At 66.9% G+C, this 21,048-nt stretch carries 23 protein-coding genes; 10 read left to right on the plus strand and 13 right to left on the minus strand.

The features are described from left to right. The first annotated feature begins 136 nt into the window (after window positions 1–136). Complete coding sequence (locus tag ACIBCN_RS09955) at window positions 137–1,483, plus strand: hypothetical protein (RefSeq protein ID WP_396991114.1); 1,347 nt, start codon at window positions 137–139, stop codon at window positions 1,481–1,483. Window positions 1,484–1,539: 56 nt separating this feature from the next. On the opposite strand, the gene ACIBCN_RS09960 is transcribed toward ACIBCN_RS09955, so the two are convergent. Continuing rightward, window positions 1,540–3,030, minus strand: coding sequence for a flavin-containing monooxygenase (locus tag ACIBCN_RS09960; RefSeq protein ID WP_396991115.1), 1,491 nt, complete (start codon window positions 3,028–3,030; stop codon window positions 1,540–1,542). Window positions 3,031–3,066: 36 nt separating this feature from the next. Here ACIBCN_RS09960 and ACIBCN_RS09965 point away from each other — a divergent pair, with 36 nt between their 5' ends. Further along, window positions 3,067–3,732: a TetR/AcrR family transcriptional regulator gene (locus ACIBCN_RS09965; RefSeq protein WP_396991116.1), complete on the plus strand. Its 666-nt coding sequence runs from the start codon at window positions 3,067–3,069 to the stop codon at window positions 3,730–3,732. 147 nt (window positions 3,733–3,879) lie between these two features. Further along, window positions 3,880–4,479, plus strand: coding sequence for a DivIVA domain-containing protein (locus ACIBCN_RS09970; RefSeq protein ID WP_396991117.1), 600 nt, complete (start codon window positions 3,880–3,882; stop codon window positions 4,477–4,479). A 381-nt stretch (window positions 4,480–4,860) separates the two neighbouring features. On the opposite strand, the gene ruvB is transcribed toward ACIBCN_RS09970, so the two are convergent. The 4 genes from ruvB to ACIBCN_RS09990 form a co-directional block, all read right to left on the minus strand. Further along, window positions 4,861–5,943: a Holliday junction branch migration DNA helicase RuvB gene (ruvB, locus tag ACIBCN_RS09975; RefSeq protein ID WP_396991118.1), complete on the minus strand. Its 1,083-nt coding sequence runs from the start codon at window positions 5,941–5,943 to the stop codon at window positions 4,861–4,863. Between the two features lie 6 nt (window positions 5,944–5,949). Continuing rightward, window positions 5,950–6,552 carry a Holliday junction branch migration protein RuvA gene (gene ruvA / locus ACIBCN_RS09980; RefSeq protein ID WP_396991119.1) on the minus strand — a complete coding sequence of 201 codons (603 nt, stop codon included), beginning with the start codon at window positions 6,550–6,552 and terminating at the stop codon, window positions 5,950–5,952. After that, a complete protein-coding gene (gene ruvC / locus ACIBCN_RS09985) occupies window positions 6,549–7,118 on the minus strand; it encodes a crossover junction endodeoxyribonuclease RuvC (protein WP_396991185.1) in 570 nt (189 codons plus the stop codon). The genes ruvA and ruvC overlap by 4 nt, the downstream gene beginning before the upstream one ends. Window positions 7,119–7,222: 104 nt before the next feature. Beyond that, window positions 7,223–7,651 carry an acyl-CoA thioesterase gene (locus tag ACIBCN_RS09990; RefSeq protein WP_396991120.1) on the minus strand — a complete coding sequence of 143 codons (429 nt, stop codon included), beginning with the start codon at window positions 7,649–7,651 and terminating at the stop codon, window positions 7,223–7,225. Window positions 7,652–7,762: 111 nt separating this feature from the next. Here ACIBCN_RS09990 and ACIBCN_RS09995 point away from each other — a divergent pair, with 111 nt between their 5' ends. Further along, window positions 7,763–9,235 (plus strand): alpha/beta fold hydrolase, encoded by a 1,473-nt coding sequence (locus ACIBCN_RS09995; protein WP_396991121.1) that lies wholly within the window; start codon window positions 7,763–7,765, stop codon window positions 9,233–9,235. Between the two features lie 71 nt (window positions 9,236–9,306). On the opposite strand, the gene ACIBCN_RS10000 is transcribed toward ACIBCN_RS09995, so the two are convergent. After that, entirely contained in the window at window positions 9,307–10,269 is a 963-nt protein-coding gene (locus ACIBCN_RS10000; protein ID WP_396991122.1) for a GlxA family transcriptional regulator, read from the minus strand. Between the two features lie 70 nt (window positions 10,270–10,339). Between ACIBCN_RS10000 and ACIBCN_RS10005 the strand changes: the two genes are divergently transcribed. From ACIBCN_RS10005 to ACIBCN_RS10015, 3 genes are all read left to right on the plus strand, one after another. Further along, a complete protein-coding gene (locus ACIBCN_RS10005) occupies window positions 10,340–11,287 on the plus strand; it encodes an NADP-dependent oxidoreductase (RefSeq protein WP_396991123.1) in 948 nt (315 codons plus the stop codon). A gap of 73 nt (window positions 11,288–11,360) precedes the next feature. Further along, a complete protein-coding gene (locus tag ACIBCN_RS10010) occupies window positions 11,361–11,567 on the plus strand; it encodes a DUF5988 family protein (RefSeq protein WP_396991124.1) in 207 nt (68 codons plus the stop codon). Window positions 11,568–11,585: 18 nt separating this feature from the next. Next, window positions 11,586–12,245: an SRPBCC family protein gene (locus tag ACIBCN_RS10015; protein WP_396991125.1), complete on the plus strand. Its 660-nt coding sequence runs from the start codon at window positions 11,586–11,588 to the stop codon at window positions 12,243–12,245. On the opposite strand, the gene ACIBCN_RS10020 is transcribed toward ACIBCN_RS10015, so the two are convergent. Then, entirely contained in the window at window positions 12,242–12,994 is a 753-nt protein-coding gene (locus tag ACIBCN_RS10020; protein WP_396991126.1) for a YebC/PmpR family DNA-binding transcriptional regulator, read from the minus strand. The two genes, ACIBCN_RS10015 and ACIBCN_RS10020, sit on opposite strands and share 4 nt — an antisense overlap. Before the next feature lie 116 nt (window positions 12,995–13,110). Then, window positions 13,111–13,755 carry a pyridoxal 5'-phosphate synthase glutaminase subunit PdxT gene (gene pdxT, locus ACIBCN_RS10025; RefSeq protein ID WP_396991127.1) on the minus strand — a complete coding sequence of 215 codons (645 nt, stop codon included), beginning with the start codon at window positions 13,753–13,755 and terminating at the stop codon, window positions 13,111–13,113. Between the two features lie 219 nt (window positions 13,756–13,974). Between pdxT and ACIBCN_RS10030 the strand changes: the two genes are divergently transcribed. Next, window positions 13,975–15,666, plus strand: a complete 1,692-nt coding sequence (locus tag ACIBCN_RS10030) for an APC family permease (protein WP_396991186.1) — start codon at window positions 13,975–13,977, stop codon at window positions 15,664–15,666. Between the two features lie 151 nt (window positions 15,667–15,817). Here the strand turns inward: ACIBCN_RS10030 and ACIBCN_RS10035 are convergent, their stop codons facing one another. After that, the gene (locus ACIBCN_RS10035) at window positions 15,818–16,636 is read right to left on the minus strand and encodes an acyl-CoA thioesterase (RefSeq protein WP_396991128.1); all 819 of its coding nucleotides are present in this window, start codon (window positions 16,634–16,636) and stop codon (window positions 15,818–15,820) included. 208 nt (window positions 16,637–16,844) lie between these two features. On the opposite strand from ACIBCN_RS10035, the gene ACIBCN_RS10040 reads away from it, so the two are divergent. Both ACIBCN_RS10040 and ACIBCN_RS10045 read left to right on the plus strand, forming a co-directional pair. Beyond that, window positions 16,845–17,447: a hypothetical protein gene (locus ACIBCN_RS10040; protein WP_396991129.1), complete on the plus strand. Its 603-nt coding sequence runs from the start codon at window positions 16,845–16,847 to the stop codon at window positions 17,445–17,447. 145 nt (window positions 17,448–17,592) lie between these two features. Then, entirely contained in the window at window positions 17,593–18,036 is a 444-nt protein-coding gene (locus ACIBCN_RS10045) for an HIT family protein (protein WP_396991130.1), read from the plus strand. Window positions 18,037–18,165: 129 nt separating this feature from the next. On the opposite strand, the gene ACIBCN_RS10050 is transcribed toward ACIBCN_RS10045, so the two are convergent. The 4 genes from ACIBCN_RS10050 to ACIBCN_RS10065 form a co-directional block, all read right to left on the minus strand. Further along, on the minus strand, window positions 18,166–18,897 hold the full coding sequence (locus tag ACIBCN_RS10050; RefSeq protein ID WP_396991131.1) for an SDR family oxidoreductase: 732 nt from the start codon (window positions 18,895–18,897) through the stop codon (window positions 18,166–18,168). An 80-nt stretch (window positions 18,898–18,977) separates the two neighbouring features. Further along, window positions 18,978–19,490 carry a hypothetical protein gene (locus tag ACIBCN_RS10055; protein WP_396991132.1) on the minus strand — a complete coding sequence of 171 codons (513 nt, stop codon included), beginning with the start codon at window positions 19,488–19,490 and terminating at the stop codon, window positions 18,978–18,980. A 145-nt stretch (window positions 19,491–19,635) separates the two neighbouring features. Beyond that, a complete protein-coding gene (locus ACIBCN_RS10060) occupies window positions 19,636–20,013 on the minus strand; it encodes a hypothetical protein (RefSeq protein ID WP_396991133.1) in 378 nt (125 codons plus the stop codon). Between the two features lie 13 nt (window positions 20,014–20,026). Next, complete coding sequence (locus ACIBCN_RS10065; RefSeq protein WP_396991134.1) at window positions 20,027–20,944, minus strand: LysR family transcriptional regulator; 918 nt, start codon at window positions 20,942–20,944, stop codon at window positions 20,027–20,029. Between the last annotated feature and the right edge of the window lie 104 nt (window positions 20,945–21,048).

Here is a 21,048-nt window from a genome sequence, read left to right on the forward strand (position 1 = left end):
TGGCTTACAGTAGAAATCGCAGGGAATTCATCGCGCAGGATGTCCCGACGGCGTTGCCGGGGAGCCTGATCTACGCACGAACTCATCGACCTTCGAGCCGTGTCTCGGGACCTTCTGTGCCTTCACAAAGGGGACGATGATGGTCAAGGAAGCCAGAATCGATGTAAAAACGCTGCTGCAGAAAGCCGCCGGGGATCTGGCGGCGCCAGAGCTGTACGACCTGGCCCGGATCGCCGAATCAGGACCGTGGTTCGGCACACCGGACGCCAGAAACGGTGAGCCCGCGCGACGCCCGGACTATGAGTGGCCGCTTGTTTCCGAACACTCCTACCTAGGCAAATACGGTAAAGGCACGGCGGCGGTCCATCTGGGGACCGGGCACGAACGCCTGGTCAATCCGATGATCTTCGCCGACGGATTCAACTACGGTCCCAGCGACCTGGACGGACTGTGGCAGTGGTTCAACCACCCGTATTCCGATGCGGGTGAGCGCCTGTTGGACCAGTTGCTCGCCGCGGGTATCGACATCGTGTTGCTCGGCTTCGATGCTCGCCACGACTACATCCAGGTCAACTCGGGCGTGGCACGGGCCTGCATCGGCAAGGTCATCGCCGAGCAGCAGGGCAATACACCGCTGATCACCGGCGGCGTGAGCATGGGCGGCCTGATCACGCGGCACGCGCTCGCCGCGATGGAGCGGGCCGACGAGGATCATCGGACCGGGACCTACCTGTCCTGGGATTCGCCGCACAACGGGGCGTGGATTCCGCTGATCCTGCAGCAGATGGCGTACTTCTTCGAGTTCTTCGAGACGGTGACGCCGGGTAAGGCGAGCAAGGCCAGCCTGATTCGCAGCCCCGCGGCACAGCAGCTGCTGTGGGCGTGGGTGGCGGACGCGCGGTATTCGGGTCCGGTCGCCACCGCATCGCCGTTGCGCGCCCAATTCGTCCAGGAGCTGGCCGATTTGGGCGGTTTCCCGCAGCGGCCGGAGCGGCTCGGCGTCGCGAACGGGCGTGCCGACGGACAGGGGCCCGCGCTGCAGGCCGGGGAGATCGTCTTCGACAAGAAATTCCTCGGCGGCCTGGTCGGCAGTGCCACCGCGCGGTATCAGCCCGCCTTCGGCGACAAGCAGCCGATCGGCGGCATGCATCTCGGGCTGACCGCGCGCAGCTCGACGACCAGCGAGGTCGCGCCGTTCGACGGCGCACCGGGCGGCCTGCTGGATTCGTTCGGGCAGGTCGCAATGACACTCGGGATCGATATGGAAGAAGCGAAGCGCTGGAGTTGCTTCGTCCCGTCGGTCAGCGCGATCGCGTTGGACTTCGACCCGATGACCTGGGAGGTCGAGCTCGACAAGGATCTGCGCAAGGTGACCTCCGAGCACACCGCGCTCACCGAGTTCTGTTGCAACGCAACCAATACCGAGCATTCGATGGTGACACCGACGCTCGCGGAGTGGGTGTTGCGCAAGATCGCCAAGTAGCGCGGCGAGCCCCGCCGGAATCGATCCGGCGGGGCTGGCGCAACGCCCTAGCTCGGTCAGGCGGACTTTCCGTAGACGTAGTCGTCGAGCGGGAAGCTGACCGCCTCACGGTGCGCGTTGAGGGTGCTGGTCGGGCGCAGCAGCGCGGCCTCGCCGTGCGGGTTGAAGTAGTAGCTGCGCGCGGTGGAGCAGTTGCCGCCGTAGAAGACCGAGGTGCCGAGCTTGTCGGTGACCCGATCCAGGAATCCGGCGTTGGCCTGCTCGGTCACCTCGAAGGTGTCCTCGCCGCGGCGGAACAGCTCGGCGAAGAGCCGTCCCATGTGCTTCATCTGTGCCTCGATGGTGGTGAAGTAGGACAGGCCGCTGTAGGAGTACGGGCTGTTGAGGCTGAGGAAGTTCGGGAACTTCGGCACGGTGATGCCCTCGTAGGCCTGGAAACGGTTGTCCCGCCAGAACTTTCCGAGGTTGACGCCGTCGCGGCCGATGATCTCGATGGCCGGGAAGTTCACGTCCCACAGGTTGAAGCCGGTGGCCAGGATCAGCGTGTCGATCTCGGTCTTGTGTCCGTCGGCGGTGACGATGCCGTCGGCCTCGATGCGCTCGATCGAGTTGGTCTCCAGGCGCACATTCGGCTTGTTGAAGCTGCGGAAGTAGGTGTTGGAGAAGGTGGGACGCTTGCAGCCGAAGTCGTAGTGCGGGGTGAGCTGCTTGCGAGTTTCCTTGTCCCGCACCGAGGTACGCAGATGCGCCTTGGCGAGGATGCCCGCGGCCTTGTTCAGCGGCTTGGCCTGCGTGTAGTGCAGCACGCCGACCACCATGAGCGCCTCGAGCAGGGTGGTGTTGAACAGGCGCGCGGCCTTCTGGGTCACCGGCACCCGATCGAACAGCTTCTGCACCGGGCCTGGAATGGCGGCGTCGATCTTCGGCACCACCCAGATCGGGGTGCGCTGAAAGACGGTGAGCGCCTTCGCCTTCTTGGCCACCTCGGGCACCAGCTGCACGGCGGTGGCGCCGGTGCCGATGATCGCCGCCTTGCGGTCGGTGAGGTCGAAATCGTCCTCCCACGCGGTGGTGTGGATGATCTTGCCTGCGAACGAATCGATGCCGGGGAACGGCGGGGTGTAGGGCTGCGACAGGAAGCCCGTAGCGGTGAGCAGGTAACGGCCCGTGAGGGTTTCACCACCCGCGACCGAGACCACCCACTGCTGGTGCTCTTCGTCCCAGCGGGCGCCGTCGACCACCGTGCCGAACCGCATGCGGCGACGCAGGCCGTACTTGTCCGCGATGTGGCCCGCGTACTTCTTCAGCTCCGCGCCCGGCGCGAACAGGCGCGTCCAATACGGGTTCGGCTCGAAGGAGTACGAGTAGGTGACCGAGGCGATGTCGACCGCCAGGCCGGGGTAATGGTTGACGTGCCAGGTGCCGCCGAGATCGTCCTCGCGTTCGAGGATCACGTAGTTGCTCAGGCCGAGTCGATCGAGCTCGATGCCCGCCCCCATGCCACCGAATCCCGCACCGACCACGACCGCGTCGTACTGAGGCGCCACTCCGAACCTCCAGGTATGTGAACCGTTTATCACAGAATGACACATCATTCCGTTTGTGACGACTGTATCATCGGTGGCGTGACGAAGCCATTGACGCGTGCCGAGCGGCGCAAAGCCGAGCTCCGCCAGGAAATCATCGACACCGCCTTCGTCTGCTTTTCGGAGAAGGGCTATCACGGCACCGGGATCGCGGACATCGCCGGTCACCTCGGCATCGGGCACGGCACCTTCTACCGCTACTTCAGCAATAAACGCGACATCATCGACCACGTCATCGACGACCTGTCGGCCAAGATCATCGACACCCTCGGCACCGAGAACGCCCCCGACGCCGCCACCACGCTGGACGAATACCGCGCGCAGACCGACCGAATCGGCCAGGCGCTGACGCACATCCTGATGGACGACCGCCGCGTCGCCCAGCTGCTGCTCGTGCACGCGCCCGGCATCGACGAAGAACTCACCGCGCGCCTCTACGGCCTGCTCGACATGGCCGACGCGCTCACCGCGGGTTATCTCGACCACGGCGTCGAACTCGGTTACCTGCGAGCGGATTTGGACACCGTCAATACCGCGCGGGCGGTCACCGGCATGCTGCTCGCCGGCATCGTGCACGGCCTGCGCGACGCCGACGAGGGAGCCATCCGTGGTCTCAACGAGGCCATCCGGCGGCTGCTGATCGACGGAGTCCGCAAGGATTGAGCAAATCGATAAGCCCCCTGACGGGCCTGGCGGCGTTAAGGTGAGGCAACAGTTCCGACGTGTCCGCCAGGGGGCGCTCGTGGTCGCAAGAGACCAGGGAGTACGAAAACGCACATTCCGACGGACCGGCGCATCGGGCCTGACAGAATGTCGCCCGTGACCCCCGAGGATGTGAGCCGAATCAGTTTCGCGACACCACCATTCGGGCAGCGTGGTTACCATGCGGACGAGGTGGACGCGTTCCTCGACCTCGTCGCCGCGACCATGGCCGGACAGGGCGCCCTCGCCGCCGACGATCTGCGGCACGTCACCTTCGGCGCACCGCGGCCCGGTGGACGCGGATATCGTGCCGACCAGGTCGACGAGTATCTGGATCAGGTGCGGGTCGAGCTCGAGATCCGGCAACGCGGCGCGCGGCCGACACCTTCCGGCAACGGGCAGTCGATACTCACACCGGATGATGTGCAGCGCATGCGGTTCACCTACGCGCCGGTCGGTCGTCGCGGGTACCACGAAGACGAGGTCGACGCCTTCCTCGACCTAGTCGCCGCGACCCTCGCGCACGGCGGGCCCGGCAGCCTGACCGTCGCCGACGTGCGCTCGGTGCGTTTCAGTGACGCGAGGATCGGGACCCGCGGATACCAGGGCGACGAGGTAGACGCATTCATGGACCTGGTCGTCACAGCCCTACAGCACGCCGAACACCAACACCACCGCTGGACCCTGCACCGCGACGCCGGCGAGTAGCACCTCCCGCTGGACCAACTCCCGCGCACCTGCTCGTCCGGCGCGCACAAGATTGCCGACGGTTTCATGCGCGCCCCACCAAATCACGCGCACCGCACCAAATCACGCGCCGCACCAAGTTGTACGCAGCGACTGGAGCTCTGGCCGCTGCGCCGCGACGGGAGACCAGCTCGCCGCACACCCGTTCGCCTCCCGCGCACGAATTTGCTGACAGTTTCGTGCGCACGGCACCAAATTACGCGCGCCGCACCAACCACGCGCGGCACCAAACTGGGCGCGGCAACCGAGGCTCCGAACGCCAGCAAGATCACCGAACCATTGACGTGAGCCATAAGGTCGCCAAATGATCTTCGACAGCGACCATTTGACTCACGTCGATGCTTACTCGAAGAGGTCGAGGGTGGGTTGGGGGGTGCGGCCTCGGACTTCGATGGCGCCGAAGACCAGGTCGGGGGGTGGGACCAGGCCGAGGTGTTCCCAGGCGGCGGCGGTGGCGACGCGGCCGCGGGGGGTGCGGGCGACCATGCCCGCGCGGACGAGGAAGGGTTCGCAGACCTCTTCGACGGTGGCGGCCTCCTCACCGACGGCCACCGCGAGGGTGGAGACGCCGACGGGTCCGCCGCCGAAACTGCGCACCAGGGCGGTGAGTACGGCACGGTCGAGGCGGTCGAGGCCGAGCACGTCGACGTCGTACACCTCGAGTGCGGCCCGTGCGATGGGCAGGGTGATCAGGCCGTCGGCGCGGACCTCGGCGTAGTCGCGGACTCGACGGAGCAGGCGGTTCGCGATGCGGGGTGTGCCGCGGGATCGGCCGGCGATCTCGGCGGCCGCCTCGCGATCGATCTGCACGCCGAGGATCTGCGCCGAACGCAGGATGATGAGCAGCAGCTCGTCGGGGTCGTAGAAGTCCATGTGCCCGGTGAAACCGAAGCGGTCGCGCAGCGGGCCGGTCAGCGCACCGGACCTGGTGGTGGCACCGACCAGGGTGAACGGGGCGATGCCGAGCGGGATCGAGGTGGCACCGGGTCCTTTGCCGACGACCACGTCGACGCGGAAGTCTTCCATCGCGAGGTAGAGCATTTCCTCGGCGGGGCGGGCGATGCGGTGGATCTCGTCGATGAACAGCACGTCGCCGTCGACCAGGTTGCTGAGCATGGCCGCGAGATCACCCGCGCGTTCCAATGCGGGACCGGAGGTGATGCGCAGTGCGGTGCCGAGTTCGGTCGCGATGATCATCGCCATGCTGGTCTTGCCGAGGCCGGGCGGGCCGGACAGCAGCACGTGATCCGGTGTGCCGCCACGTTGTTTGGCGCCGCGCAACACCAGTGTCAGCTGTTCGCGCACGCGCGGCTGGCCGATGAAGTCGTCGAGCGACTTCGGGCGCAGGCTGGCCTCGATCTCGCCGTCGGACTTCAAATAGCTTGGCGTGACCTGGGATTCGTCCACTTCCTCTTGGGAATCCATGCGGTGTTACCGATTCTTGCCGAGCAGGTTGAGTGCGGCGCGCAGCCCGACGGAGGTGTCGGCGGCGGGTTGTTCGGCGAGGACGGAGTCGATGGCCTGCTCGGCCTGTTTGATCGGGAAGCCGAGGCCGGTGAGCGCCTCGACCACTTGGTCGCGCACCGGCGTGATGACGGGGGTGGCGGCACCGGGCGGGCCGGATTGCACCGGAACGAGATTCACCTTGTCGCGCAGCTCGACCACCATGCGTTCGGCACCGCGCTTGCCGATGCCGGGCACCCGGGTGAGTGCGGCGACATTGCTTTCGGCGAGCGCCTTGCGCAGTGCCTCGGGTTCGAGCACCGCGAGCACCGCCATGGCCAGGCGGGGGCCGACGCCGGACACCGTTTGCAGCAGACCGAACAGGTCGCGCGCCTCGGTGTCGGCGAAGCCGAACAGCGTCATCGAGTCTTCGCGGACGATCATCGCCGTGTAGAGCCGGGTTTCCTCGCCGCGGGTCAGCGTGGACAGCGTCGCGGGGGTGACATTGAGCCGGTAACCGATGCCCGCCGCCTCGATCACCGTGTGGTCGAGGGCGATTTCCAGCACCTCACCGCGTACCGACGCGATCACCTCTGTACCGCCTTCCGTTGTTCGGCAAGCCGTTCCGCGTACTTGCGTTGCGCCTCGGCCGCTTGGGCTTCGGCCTTGGCCATCCGCTCCATCAGCGGCGCCCGCCAACAATGGCAGATGGCCAGCGCAAGCGCATCCGCCGCGTCGGCCGGTTTCGGCGCGACCTGTAAGCCGAGTATTCGCGTGACCATGGCCGTGACCTGTGCTTTGTCCGCGGTGCCGTTGCCGGTGACCGCGGCCTTCACCTCGCTGGGCGTGTGGAACGCGACCGGTATGCCGCGGCGCGCGGCCGCCAGCGCGATCACGCCGCCCGCCTGCGCGGTGCCCATCGCGGTACGCACATTGTGCTGGGCGAAGACCCGTTCGATCGCGACGGCCCCTGGTTTGTGCGTGTCCAGCCACAATTCCGCGGCGTTGGCGACCTCTAGTAGGCGATGGGCGAGGTCCATGTCGGGCGGAGTGCGGACCACATCGACGGCGATCGCGGTCACCTTCCGGCCGATACCGCCCTCGACAATGCTGAGGCCGCACCGGGTGAGCCCGGGGTCGACGCCCATCACCCGCACGAAAACCCCTCTCGCAGACACGAACAACTGTTCGATAGTCTAGCGGAGGCAGGGTCTTTCACGGTCCAGCGACACGGGGTGCACCAGGCCGTCTGCCGAGCGACCTACGGCACTACCGGGAAGCCGAGTAGCTCCGGTTTACCGGCGCGGGCTGCCCACTCACGCGCCGGATCTGCGACAAGACGTCGCGCTTTGAGGTCGAGCAATCCGCTCACGTTGATCACGGTGGCGGCCACCTCGCCGTCCGCGCGAGTGAGGATCTGCTCGACGCGATACGTCTTGCCGGTCCCCCACAGCCACGCGCAGGACACGTCGACGGTGTCTCCTCCGCGTAGCTCTCGATGGAATTTGATCGTCGTCTCGAGATTCACCGGCCCGAACCCGTCGGCGATCAACTCGTCGACCGAGATCCCCGCCGCCTGCACACAGGCGAACCGCGAGTGGTCGGCGTACTGGTGATACGCCGCGCCGGTGACGTGCAACTGTGGATCCAGGTCGGACACCCGGACTTCTAAGCGAGTACTGAAGGGCACGGGACCGACTATGCCAGTGCCCACCGACAAGTTTCGCCCGCGCGCCACCACCCAGGTTGGCTGGAGCAGATTCACAGGGTGTCTCGAGGAACGGTGTCGACAATGCCGTAGGTGTCTGCCCTTGGAGTGCCGTTTGCCGCGCCCGCGATCCCGGTGCCACCACCGGCCCCGCAGTTGCCGTCGGCGAATCTGAATCCGAACTATCAGAACACCTTTCATCATGGGATCGCCCTGCTGCACGGGTGGCTGCCGTTGACCGTCGAGCTCGTCGCGGTGGTTTTTCTGCTGGTCGCCGTCGCGCGAAGGACGCGGCGGTGGTGGCTGATTCAGGTGCCGGTGTGCGTGCTGATCGGCGTGCTCGGTGCGCTGGTCGCGCGGTGGTACGTGTCGAATCAGGGGTTGGCCTCGGATCCAGCGCCCCCGTTGCTGTGGGCTTGTATCGGTGGGACGGCGGGCGCGCTGGCCGTCGCGGTGCTCGGCTGGCGGGGTGCGCGGTGGTGGCGGCGCGGGATTGCGCTGCTTGCCATTCCGTTGGCGCTGCTCAGTACGGGTCTGGTGCTCAACCAATGGGTCGGCTACTACCCAACCCTGCAGTCCGCGTGGGGTGCGCTCACCGCCGGGCCGCTGCCGCAGCAGACCGACCTCGACGCGCTGGCCGGCTTGCGCGACACCGGCGTGTCGACGGGCAAGATCGTGCCGGTCGACATTCCCGACTCGGGCAGCAACTTTCCGCATCGCACCGAGTACGTGTACCTGCCGCCCGCCTGGTTCGCCGGGCCGACCCCGCCCACGCTGCCGGTGGTAATGATGATCGGCGGCGAGTTCAACACCCCCGCCGACTGGATCCGCAGCGGACAGATCATGCCCGCCGTCGACCAGTTCACCACCGCCAACGGCGGCCGCGCGCCGATCCTCGTCTTCGTCGACTCCAGCGGCAGCTTCAACAACGACACCGAATGTGTGAACGGACCGCGCGGCGACGCCGCCGACCATCTGACCCGAGATGTGCCGAGCTACCTCGAATCTCGCTTCGGCGCCGCCGCCGACCCCGCGCAGTGGGCGGTGGTCGGCTGGTCCATGGGCGGCACCTGCGCCGTCGGCCTGGCGGTCATGCACCCGGAACTGATCCATACTTTCGTCGACATCGCGGGCGACGTCGGCCCCGTCTCCGGCACCAAGGACCAAACCATCGCCCGCCTCTTCGGCGGCAACGCCGACCAGTGGGCCGCCTTCGACCCGCTCACCGTCATGGCCCGCCACGGCCAATACACCGGTATCGCAGGTCTTTTCGACGACCTCACCCCACCACAGCGCCACTACCCCACCGGCAATGGCGCACCGCGGGGGCCGCGTCCCGCGATGGACGACGACAACCCCGGCATGGGCGGCCACGACGGCGTTCAAGACACCGGCGAGGTCGGCGCCGCCGAAAAGCTGTGCAACCAAGGCCATGAAGTCGGCATCGATTGCACCATCCACACCACCCAAGGCGGCCATACCTGGCAGTTCGCCTCAGCCGCCTTCACCTCGTCCCTGCCTTGGATCACCGCTCGACTCGGCCTCCCTATCCCCAACACGCCCTGACCCTTTGGTCAACGGGCACGAGGGCGGACCACTCTTGCGCACGTGGTCATGATCCGACTCTGCCCTCGGCGTCAAACAGGCGAGAGGGTCTGGGTGAAGGTGCGACGGTAGGCCTGGGGTGAGACCCCGATTGCCTCGTGTAGATGCTGGCGTAACGAGGTTCCGGTGGCGAAACCGACCTCGCCCGCGATTCGATCGACCGTCATGTCGGTCGATTCGAGGAGGTGACGGGCGCGGAACAGGCGCTGCTGAATCAGCCAGCGGCCCGGGCTCATACCGACCTCCTCGCTGAAGCGGCGCGCGAAGGTGCGTTTGCTCATCCGGGCGCGGACCGCGAGTTCGTCGACGGTGAGCGGCAGGTGGAGGTTTTCCAGCGCCCACTGCCGGGCGGCGGCGGTGCCTGCCGAGGTGGCCGGTGGCACGGGCTGCTCGATGTACTGAGCTTGACCGCCGTCGCGCCACGGCGGGATGACGCAGCGCCTGGCCACGGCGTTGGCGACCGCGCTGCCGTGGTCGCGGCGCACGAGGTGCAGGCACACATCGATACCGGCCGCCGCGCCCGCGGAGGTGAGGATGTCGTCGTCGTCGATGTACAGCACGTCGGGATCGAGGCGAACGCGCGGAAACGTGCGCCGGAAGAGGCCGGCCTCATGCCAATGCGTGGTCGCCGGGCGCCCGTCGAGCAGACCGGCGGCCGCCGCGACGAACGCGCCGGTGCAGATCGCGACGAGCCGCGCATCGGGCCGGATGCGGGCGAGCGCGTCGCGCACCGGCTGGGGCAGATCGCCGTCGAGGGTCATCGCGATGTCGCAGGCGGGCAGGATCACGGTGTCGGCGGTATCGATAATGCTGCTGTCGTGCGCGACCGCGATCGAGTAATCCGCGGCGGTGCGGACCGGCTCGCCGTCGAGCGAGCAGGTGCGGACCTCGTATCGGCCGCCCGCACTGCCGAATACCCGGTTCGGGATGCCGAGCTCGAACGGATAGACCCCGTCGAGCGCCAGCACCGCGACCCGATGAACCGTAGACGTCATGGCACGATCATATCGAAGAATGGCAATCACGCCATTTCCCGGCGGGCGCTGGAGCGGCAAACTCGGTGCAATGAGCGAAAATATGCGTGCGATCAGTCAGGACACCCTCGGCGGCCCGGAGGTACTCACCGAGGTGCGACTCCCCCGCCCGGTGCCCGGTCCCGGCGAAATTCTGGTGCGGGTGCGTGCGACCGGACTCAACCCGACCGACTGGAAGCACCGGGCCAACGCGGGCGCTTTCCTGCCCCCACCGCCTTTCGTTCTCGGCTGGGATGTGTCCGGCGAGGTCGCTGACATCGGTATCGGCGTGACCTTGTGGCAACCGGGCGACGAAGTCTTCGGCATGCTGCCCTACCCGAACGGTCACGGCGCGATGGCCGAGTACGTCGTCGGCCCGGCCCGCGCCTTCGCCCGCAAACCCGCGAGCCTCGATCATGTTCAGGCCGCCGCGATCCCGCTGGCAGCACTCACCGCCTGGCAAGCCCTGGTCGACACCGCCGACTTGCGGGCAGGCCAGCGGGTGTTGATCCACGCGGCGGCGGGCGGTGTCGGGCACTTCGCCGTGCAGATCGCCAAGGCGCGCGGCGCTTACGTCATCGGCACGGCCAGCACGCCCAATCACGAATTCCTGCGCGGTCTCGGCGCGGACGAGGCGATCGACTACCGCACAACCGATGTCGCCGAAGCGGTCCGCGATGTGGACGTGGTGCTGGATTCGACCAGTGACGACAACAGCATTCGCTCGCTACGCACACTGCGTCCGGGTGGCCTGCTGGTCACGCTGCGCCCGTTCGGCGAGCTCGATCTGGCAGGCGAGGCGAGCAAGCTCGGCGTGCGCGCGCTGCGCCTGCTGGTGGAGGACGACCATGCCGGCATGGTCGCGCTCGCCGGGCTCGTCGAATCCGGTGAGTTGCGTCCGACGATCGCCGGCGCCTTCCCGCTGATCGACGCCGCGAAGGCGCATGCGTTGGGCGAAACCGGTCGGACCGTGGGCAAACTGGTTGTCACTGTGCCCTGACACCGAAACTTTTTCCGCGCGGCGCTTCGGTGAATCCGCGAAATCGGGACGGTCACGCTTCTACCATCCGATGATGAGCACTGTTGTGAAGGCTGTCCTCGAGGGCGGGCCGAAAGACATGCCCGCGCGAATCGTTCCCATCACCCCGCCGGGGGTCGAACTGAAAGTCCCGTTCAAGGGTGGTTACGAACACTTCAAGGTGACCCGCAAGGAGAAGGACACCCCGGAGGGGCGGTTGCGTGTTTACGAGTGGTCCAGCCGGACCGAGCTGCCGAAGTGACGCGCGAATAATCGTCCTGTGCGGCCGGTCGGATCATCGACCGGCCGCCTTCCCCTGCCCGCCCGGGTGACGCTGTTCGTCTCCAGCACCGCATCGAGCGCCACCAGCAGATTCATGCCCAACGCTTTCACCCCCGGAATATCACCAGCGAAACAACAGCAAGCCTCGACGCCACCCCACGACCCCGCCACCTGCACCCGTGGGAGCACCGCCTCGACGCACTCGACACCGAGGTCTACCGGACGCGTCGGGAACACCGCGCCGATCGAGGACGTGTGGGCCAGCGTCACTGAATCCGACCGCACCACACGCTGGTTCGGGCCGTGGGAGGGCAAGGCCGGTACCGGCCAGCACATCAAGGTGCAGATGGTGCACGAAGAGGACGCGCCGTGGAGCAACGCGCACATCGACGCGTGCGAACCACCGACGCGGCTCGCGATCACCACCAAGGACAACTACGGCAGCTGGCACCTCGAGGTGGTGCTCACGGAGACCGACGGCAGCACCGAGCTCGTCTTCACCCACCATCTGGAGCCCGACGCGCCGATCGCCGAGGTCGGCCCCGGCTGGGAGCACTACCTCGACGCACTCGGGGCGGCCCGCGATGATGCGGACCGCCCCGGGTGGGAGGACTACTACCCCTCGATGAAGCAGTACTACGAGAACCTGCGTGACTAGTCGTCGAGCTGCGCCAAAACCTCGTCCGAAATATCCACGTTCGTGTATACGTTCTGCACGTCGTCGCTGTCCTCGAGCGCGTCGACCAACTTGATCACCTTGCGAGCACCGTCGGCATCCACCTCGACCGACACCGACGGCTGGAAGCCGGATTCGGCGGAGTCGTAGTCGATTTCGGCGGCCTGCAGCGCCTTGCGCACCGGGATCAGGTCGCTCGGATCGCTGATGATCTCGAACGAGTCACCGAGGTCGTTGACCTCCTCGGCGCCCGCGTCGAGCACGGCCACCAGGACGTCGTCCTCGCTCAGGCCGTTCTTCTCCAGCGTCACGACGCCCTTGCGGTGGAACAGGTACGACACCGAACCGGGGTCGGCCATGTTGCCGCCGTTGCGGGTCATCGCGACCCGGACTTCGCCCGCGGCGCGGTTGCGATTGTCGGTCAAGCACTCGATCAACACCGCGACACCGTTGGGGCCGTACCCCTCGTACATGATGGTCTGCCAGTCGGCGCCGCCGGTCTCTTCACCACCGCCGCGCTTGCGGGCGCGTTCGATGTTGTCGATGGGGACCGACGACTTCTTCGCCTTCTGGATGGCGTCGAACAGCGTCGGATTGCCTGCGGGGTCACTGCCACCCGTGCGGGCCGCCACCTCGATGTTCTTGATCAACTTGGCGAAGAGCTTGCCGCGCTTCGCGTCGATCCCCGCCTTCTTGTGCTTGGTGGTGGCCCATTTGGAGTGGCCGCTCATTCCCTACTTCCTTCAGGTCGATGGCACGTTTGGTGGTGTGTACCGTACCGGCCTGGCCGGACGAACAACTTCTCCAGCCTACTCGGCCGGTCATCGCGGTCTGAACGGCGCGTGAACTACGCGTCCCGGACGAGGTCCACGAACATGCGGTGCACCCGAAGATCGCCGGTGACCTCCGGGTGGAACGACGTCGCGAGGACCTTCCCTTGCCGCACTGCCACAATGCGGCCCGCGAACGGTCCGTCGGGCACCGTCGCGAGCACCTCGACGCCGTCGCCGACGCGCTCGACCCAGGGCGCCCGGATGAACACCGCGCGCATCGGGCCGTCGTCGAGTCCGGTGAAGTCGAGGTCGACCTCGAAGGAGTCGACCTGGCGACCGAAGGCGTTGCGGCGCACCGTCATATCGATGCCGGACAGGTGCTGCGCGTCGGGGCGGGTGTCGAGCACCTCGTCGGCGAGCAGGATCATGCCCGCGCAGGAACCGAAGGCGGGCATGCCATCTCGCAGTCGCGCGCGCAGCGGCTCGAGCAGTTCGAAGACTTCCAGCAGCTTGCTGATGGCCGTCGATTCGCCGCCGGGCAGCACCAGCGCGTCCACCGCGGCCAGCTCGGACGCGCGGCGCACCAGCACGGGCTCGGCGCCGCAGTGCGCGAGGGCCGCGATGTGTTCCCGGACGTCGCCCTGCAGGGCCAGCACGCCGATGGTGGGGCCGGTCGGGGCGAGGTCGGCGGCGGGCGCGGCGACCGGGGAAGCGTTCACGTCGGAAAGTTTACGAGCCGCCGCGGTGTGGGCCTGCTCACGGTCGCCGTCAGGGTTCCGTCAACGGGAGGGTCAGCGCGGCCGGAACAGGTCGACACTCGCAGAGTGATAGCTGTGTTGCCGCGCAAGGTCCCCGGGCCGCGCGGAGAGGCAAATACGGTCCGTGCCCGCCGGGGCCTCACCGTGCCGACCGGGTTGGCGGGGCTTTCCCTCGATGCGATGGCGTCGGTCTCCTACGGCCCCGAGGCGATCGTGTTGGTGCTGGCCGCCGCGGGCGGCGCCGGATTGGGCCTGACCCTGCCGGTGACGCTCGCGATCGCCGCGTTGCTCGCGGTGCTGGTCGCGTCGTATCGGCAGGTGATCGCGGCGTTCCCGAACGGCGGTGGGGCGTATGCGGTGGCCAAGGCGCACCTGGGGCATCGCACCAGCCTGACCGCCGCCGCCTCGCTGATCATCGACTACGTGCTGAACGTCGCGGTGTCGATCGCCGCCGGTGTCGCCGCGCTCACCTCGGCATTTCCGGCGTTGCTGCCGTACACGGTGTGGTTGTGCGTCGCCATTCTGGTCGGCATCACGGCGTTGAATCTGCTCGGCATCACCGAGAGCGCACGGGCGTTCATGGTGCCGACCGTGGTGTTCGTGGTCGGTATCTGCACGGTGATCGTCGCGGGACTGGTGCGTTCCGAGCCCGCGAGTGTCAGCGAGGGCACCGCGACCGTGCTGGACGTGCACACGGTCGGAGTGCTGTTGCTGCTCAAGGCATTCTCCAGTGGGTGTGCCGCGCTGACCGGTGTGGAGGCGATCGCGAACGCGGTGCCCAGCTTCGAGGCGCCGAAAGTGGTTCGCGCGCAACGGGCGGAGGTCGCGCTCGGCGCGTTGCTCGGCGTCATGCTGATCGGGCTCGCCTTGCTGATCGAGAAGTTCGAGGTGCGTCCGATCGACGGCACCACGGTGCTCTCACAATTGACCGAGGCCGCGCTCGGGCACGGAATCGGTTACTACGTAGTCCAATTCGCGACCGTTGTGCTGCTGGCGCTGGCCGCCAACACCTCGTACGGCGGGCTGCCGACGCTCACCAAGATTCTGGCCGACGACAACTGCCTGCCCCATCGGTTCGCGGTCAGCTCGCCGCGGCAGGTCTATCGATACGGCGTGCTCACCCTCGCCGTCGCGGCGGGTGTGCTGCTGCTCGGCGCGAACGGCAACATGAACGCGCTGGTTCCGCTGTTCGCGATCGGGGTGTTCGTCGGATTCACCATCGCGCAGGTCGGCATGGTGCGGCATTGGCTGCTGACCAAGACCGGGGGCTGGCGTTGGCGGATGGCGCTCAACGGGTTCGGTGCGCTACTCACCTTTATCGCCGCGATCGTCACCACCGCAATGAAATTCACCGCGGGCGCATGGCTGATCGTGTTGATCCTGCCGGTGCTCGTGGTCGGCATGGAACGAATTCGCGACACCTACGGCAAGATCGGCGCGTTCCGCCGGTCCGACGAGGTACCGCCGCCGCCTCGTCCGCGTGACGCCGTCATCGTGGTGCCGGTGTCCGAGGTTTCCGACCTGAGCTGCGAGGCCTTGTCCGCGGCGCTCTCGATCGGCAAAGACGTTGTCGCGGTGCATGTTTGCCTGCCCGGCGAGTCGGTCAAGGCGTTCACCAAGGCGTGGGAGGCCTGGCATCCCGAGGTGCGCCTGGTGCTGCTCGAGGACAGCGACGCGACAGTCGGCGGTCCGGTAGCGCGCTACGTCCGCGAAAACTTCGAGGGCCGCCGCAAAGTCGTGGTCATCGCCGAGGTCGACCCCCCGATCGGCTGGAACCGCGTCCTACCCAGCCATCGCAGCGATGAACTAGAACGCGTCCTACGCCGTATGACCGACACAGTGGTCTGCCACCTGCGCGTCCAGGTGGGCTGAAAGCCTGAGCGAATTCAGGCGGCCGCGGTGGTGCGAGTCGGCCACACTCACACCACCGCGGTCGACAAACGTTCCCGCCGCGCACCGGCTCCCTTGCCCCGCACCATTCGTCGACGAACTCGTGCACCACGATGTGCGCGGCGGGCGCGGGTCAGTCGCGGAGGTCGCGGATGAGTCCTTCTTGGACTACCGCCGCGACGAGTTGACCTTCGCGGTTGTAGATTTTGCCGCCGGTGAGGGCGCGGCCGAAGCCTGCGGACGGGGAGGCCTGGTCGTAGAGGAGCCAGTCGTCGGCGCGGAAGGGGCGCAGGAACCACATGGCGTGGTCGAGGGAGGCGTTTTGGGTTTGCTCGTCGGGGTGGGTCACCTTCGAGGAGCCGAGCAGGGTCATGTCGCTCATGTAGGCGAGGGTGCAGACGTGGAACAGCGGATCGTCGGGGAGCGGATGGCGGTAGCGGAACCACACCTGCTGCTGAGAGACGACACCTTCGCGGCGGGCCACCTGATCTTGCGGCACCGTCCGGATGTCCCAGTGCTCCCACTCGCGCATCGCCCACAGGCGCTCGGGGCTCATCGTGGTGCTGGCGTCCGGCAGGTCGTCGGGCGCCTGCACCTCGGGCATCACATCCTGATGCTCCGGGCCCTTGTCACCGACGTGGAACGACGCCGACATGGTGAATATCGCCTGACCGTCCTGCACTCCGGTGACCCGGCGGGTGCAGAACGAGCGGCCGTCCCTGATCCGCTCGACGAGGTACACCGTCGGCTGGTCAGGGTTGCCCGGCCGCAGGAAATACCCGTGCAGCGAATGCACCTGATACCGCTCTTCGACCGTGCGCACCGCCGACACCAGCGCCTGGCCGGCAACCTGTCCGCCGAACGTGCGCGGAAGCTGAGTCTTCGTGGACGCCCCACGGAAGATGTCGCGCTCGAGCCGCTCTATCTCCAGCGCCTCTTCGATTGTCGCCATGGGCTGAGATTAACTCGCCACCCCGCCGGCCTCCTCCTCGGCCGTCGGGTGATCGGCCAGCAATGGGATTCTGGGTCCCGGCCGACGGAGTGCTTGGACGTCCGGCTGAACGAGCAGGCTGGTGGCGCTGCCACCGAACGAGAGGTCGGCACTCCATTAGCTGATGCCGCCGTCGAGGGCCGATCACCGAGTTTGCTCTGATGGACCGGTGCCACAGTTCGTTCCGATCACCCAGGACGTCCTCATCGAACGTCTCGTCGAGCGCCTCCGCGCCCTGCCCGGTCATCGGGTGGTCGCCATCGACGGCGCCGACGCCGCCCGCCCGGCCGATCTCGCCGACCGAGTCGCCGCGGCGTTGCGCGACACCGGCAGACCCGCCGAGGTGGTCTCGCTGCACGACTACGTCCGTCCGGCATCCGTGCGCGTGGAGTTCGGCCGTGACGAAATCTCCTATCGCACTTCCTGGTTCGACTTCGAAGCGCTGCGCCGCGAGGTCATCGACGCCCTGCACACCGAAGGCCGATGGCTCCCCGCCCTGTGGGACGAGGCCACCGATCGCTCGGCCCGCGCCACCATCCGCCCCGCCCCCGCCGACACCGTCCTCCTCATCGCGGGCCCCATGCTGCTCGACCGCTATCTCCAGTTCGACCTGACCGTCCGCCTCGACATGTCCGAACAAGCCCTGCGCCGAATCACCCCACCCGAAGACCACTGGACCATCCCCGCCCTCCTCGGCAACGAAACCCCCTCCACCCCAACCCTCTTCGCCCGCTGGGACCACCCCGACCGCCCAGCCCTCCGCATCGACTAGCCCTCCCCCGTCCTTGCTTTTTTCTGAATGCCATTCTCAACAAGGTATTCGTAGATAGATGCGCATATCAACGTAACTAAATGCACTTCCTGTCCTCCCCAGATTCGCGCGGCGACGTCCCGCTGATCATCGTTACGGTGACCAAATGGGGAGCGAATGCGCTATCTGCGCGAAACATCAAGGCATCGGCCCACTCGTAGGGCCGGTGATCTTCGAAAACGAATTAGTCGTCGTAACGCACCGCCCCCTCGATCAGGGCTCCCCCGTCCCCGGCTACCTATTCGTGGAAACACGCAGGCACACCCCAACCGTGTCCACCCTCACCGACGCCGAAGCCGCAGCCATCGGCGTGGCAGTAACCCGCGCAGCCCACGCCCTACAACAAGAACTAGCTCCGGAATTCGTCTTCTCCGCGATCACGGGCCGCTCCGTCGCCCACTTCCACCAGCACGTCTTCGCCCGCCCCATCGGCACTCCACCAACCATTCCGTGGACCGATGTCGACTCTTGGCCGGACTCCCCGCGCATCACCCCCACCGAGCTGGCACCCTTGTGCGCCCGCCTATCCACCCATTTCTCCCGTCGCTGAATGGCACACCACGGCGCATATCGGAGGCTCACAACGCCGACGGTGCAAGCAGCACACCATGCGTGCTGGGTGTGCTGCTTGCACCGTGAGTGTGCGTGTGGGTTCTGACCCGGCCCTGCCATGGCGTGACTAGACGAGACGGTGGCCACCGTCGACGTGCAGGACGGTGCCGGTAATGAAGGGGTTGTGCATTGCGGCCAGCATGGCTTGGGCTACTTCGGCGGGTTGGCCGATGCGGCCGACGGGGAGGCGGGCGGCGAGTTGTTGGTGGCGTTCGGTTTTGGCGGGGCCGGCGATGGTGTCCCAGATCGGGGTGTCGATCCAGCCCGGGGAGACGACGTTGACGCGGATCGGGCCGAGTTCGACGGCCAGCGCGTAGGCGAGGGATTCGAGGGCGCCGTTGGCGGCGGCGACGATCGAGGAGCCGGGGCCGGGGCGGTAGGCGGCGATGCCGGAGGTGAAGGTGAGGGAGCCGCCGGGGGTGATCTGCGCGTGCTTGGCGAGCAAAGCGGGACCGATCAGCTTGGCGTCCAAGGTCTTTCGCGCCTGTCCGACGTCGAACGATGCGATGGGCTGATACACACCCTCGACGTCGACCGCCGTGGTCACCACGTGGTCGACCGGACCCACCTCGGTGAACAACCGCTCGATATCGCTCTCGCTGGTGATGTCGACGACGAGCGAGCGCACCTTGCCCGGTCCCTCGGACAAGGTGCGCTCCGCGTCGGCCAGCCGCTCAGCCGAGCGGCTGGCGATGATGACCTCCGCGCCTTCGGTTACCAGCGCGGCGGCCAACGCCAATCCCATGCCGGAGCTGCCGCCGACGATGACGACCCGTTCTGTTGTTGCGCTATCTGTCATGTTTCCACCTGACCACCGCGGCAGTCGAGTGTCCATGTCGCGCTAACGAATTCGCGTTAGACCCGGACTAACGCAGCAGGTCAGCCGGTGCAGGCCGGGGATTGCTGGTTGAGGTTGGTGAGGGCGCCGCAGGCCCAGGTCTTCTGGACCTTCCACTTGCCGCCGTCGAGAACGAAGGGCACGTCGACCATGTTCTCGGTGCCGTTTATCGTGAATTTCGCCTGGGCGCTGACGGAATCGCCGAACACGGTGACTCCGGTGACCACTGCCGTGGCATTCGAATCCTTGAACGCCTTCGCAAGACGGTTGGGCAGGTCCGGGTCGGCCTCGATGCCCTGCACCAGGTCCAGCTTCTCCGAGCTGGGCACCGACGGATCCAACGCCTTCTGCAGCAGCGCATTCAGCTCATCGACGGTCGGCGGGGCGGGGGTGTTCGGGTTGGCAGGCGTGTTCGGGTTGGCGGTCGCGCTGGTCGACGTGCGAGGTGACTTCGGCGGATCCGACTTGTCATCGCTGCCGCAGGCCGTCAGGCCCAGTGCGGCGACCACGGCTAAGCCGGCGATCGCCATGCGTCCGGTCTTACGAAGCTTCAACTGCTCGTCCTTTGCGTTCGGCTGGTACATCGACAGTGATGCGGCGCGAGCTACCGACGAGGTGATCGACAGGCATCGAAACATCAAGCTACTCAGCACAATTGTGAGAACAGTAAGACGATGGTGTGGCGCGGAGAAGAGTCGGTCAGCTGCGGCCGTATCGGGTCGAGACGCCCAGGGACAGATTCGTCAGCTCGACATGGGACAGCTGCGGTATCGAAACGGCCAGCTGTTCAAATGCCCACCGACTGACCAGCTCGAAAGTCGGCCGGAACGGGAACCTCTCGGTCCACGAATCAGCCGTCAGCTCGCCAACGAACGCATCGATCAGGCTGTCGAGTTCATCGGTGTCGATGAACCACCCACGCTCGCCGAGCTGCTCGTCGACGAAGGCGAAGCCAACCCGCAACTCGACCGCGAACGGCTCGCCCGGAGACCGAGCCGGAACTCCGCGAGCCCGTCGCGCCGGAGACGGAAGACCCTGCCGCACAGCGAATTTACGCGATATCTCGATGCTGAACATGCGGACAGCGTAGTCAGGTTTGATCGGCGGTCGCGCGCCATTGGGGGCTGGCGGCCAACACGTCGACCAGGGTGCGTACGGCTGGATTTCGGACGGGGACACGCCAGATGGCGGCGTAGGTGACCGCCAACGGTCCACCGCGAAGTGGGCGCCATACGAGTCCGGGGCGGTCGGCGGCGCGCGAGGAGCTGAGGCCGATCACGTCTGGCAGCAACGGCAGCACCGCGAGCATTTGGGCGTGGCCCATGGCGCTGTCGCTGAGCCGCACGTGGGCACCTCGTTCTCGCAGCGTACGCAACAGGTCGTCGTGCAGGCCGGCGGCCGATTCTCTGGCGAACAGGATGAGCTCCTGATCGGTGAGATCGGCCGGTTCGACCTCGGCGGAATCCGCCAGCGGATGTGCCGCGGACATCAGAACGCCGAGTTCGTCGCGGGCGATCGGCCGCTGAGCGAAGCGATCGGGCAGGGCAAGCGGTGCGCGCACCAGGGCGAGATCGACCTCATCGTCATCGAGCAACCGAACCTGGTCGGCGGTGGTGCCCCCGGTCAGCACCAGCCGGGTGCCGGACGGCAGCAGTTCCTCGATTCGCGAAGGGAGCCAAGGAGGTACACCGTTGAGCAACCCGAACCGAACCACCGGCGCCCCCGCGGCAGACGCACGCCTCGTCTCCCGCACCGCCCCCTCCACCGACCGCAACACTTCCTTGCCGGTCCGGAACAACACCTCCCCCGCCGCGGTCAATTCGACCCGAGGATCCCGACTCAGCAGCGCCCCACCCATCTCCCGCTCCAGCACCTTGATCTGCTGACTGAGCGTCGGCGTCGAAATGAACAACCGCTCCGCCGCCCGCCGAAAATGCAATTCCTCCGCCAAAACAACGAAGTACCGCAACTGCCGCAATTCCACGATCGCCTCCGCCGTCCACCCCACCGAAATCCGCACCCTAATGGGAAGTGATCGGCGAGCCTACGACCGGGCGTGAATGGTTGGGGTGAGGCTGGTCAACCGAGCCACCGGCCGGTGAGCACTACTGC

It is taken from the genome of Nocardia sp. NPDC051052 (assembly GCF_044456045.1).
Classification (GTDB): domain Bacteria; phylum Actinomycetota; class Actinomycetes; order Mycobacteriales; family Mycobacteriaceae; genus Nocardia.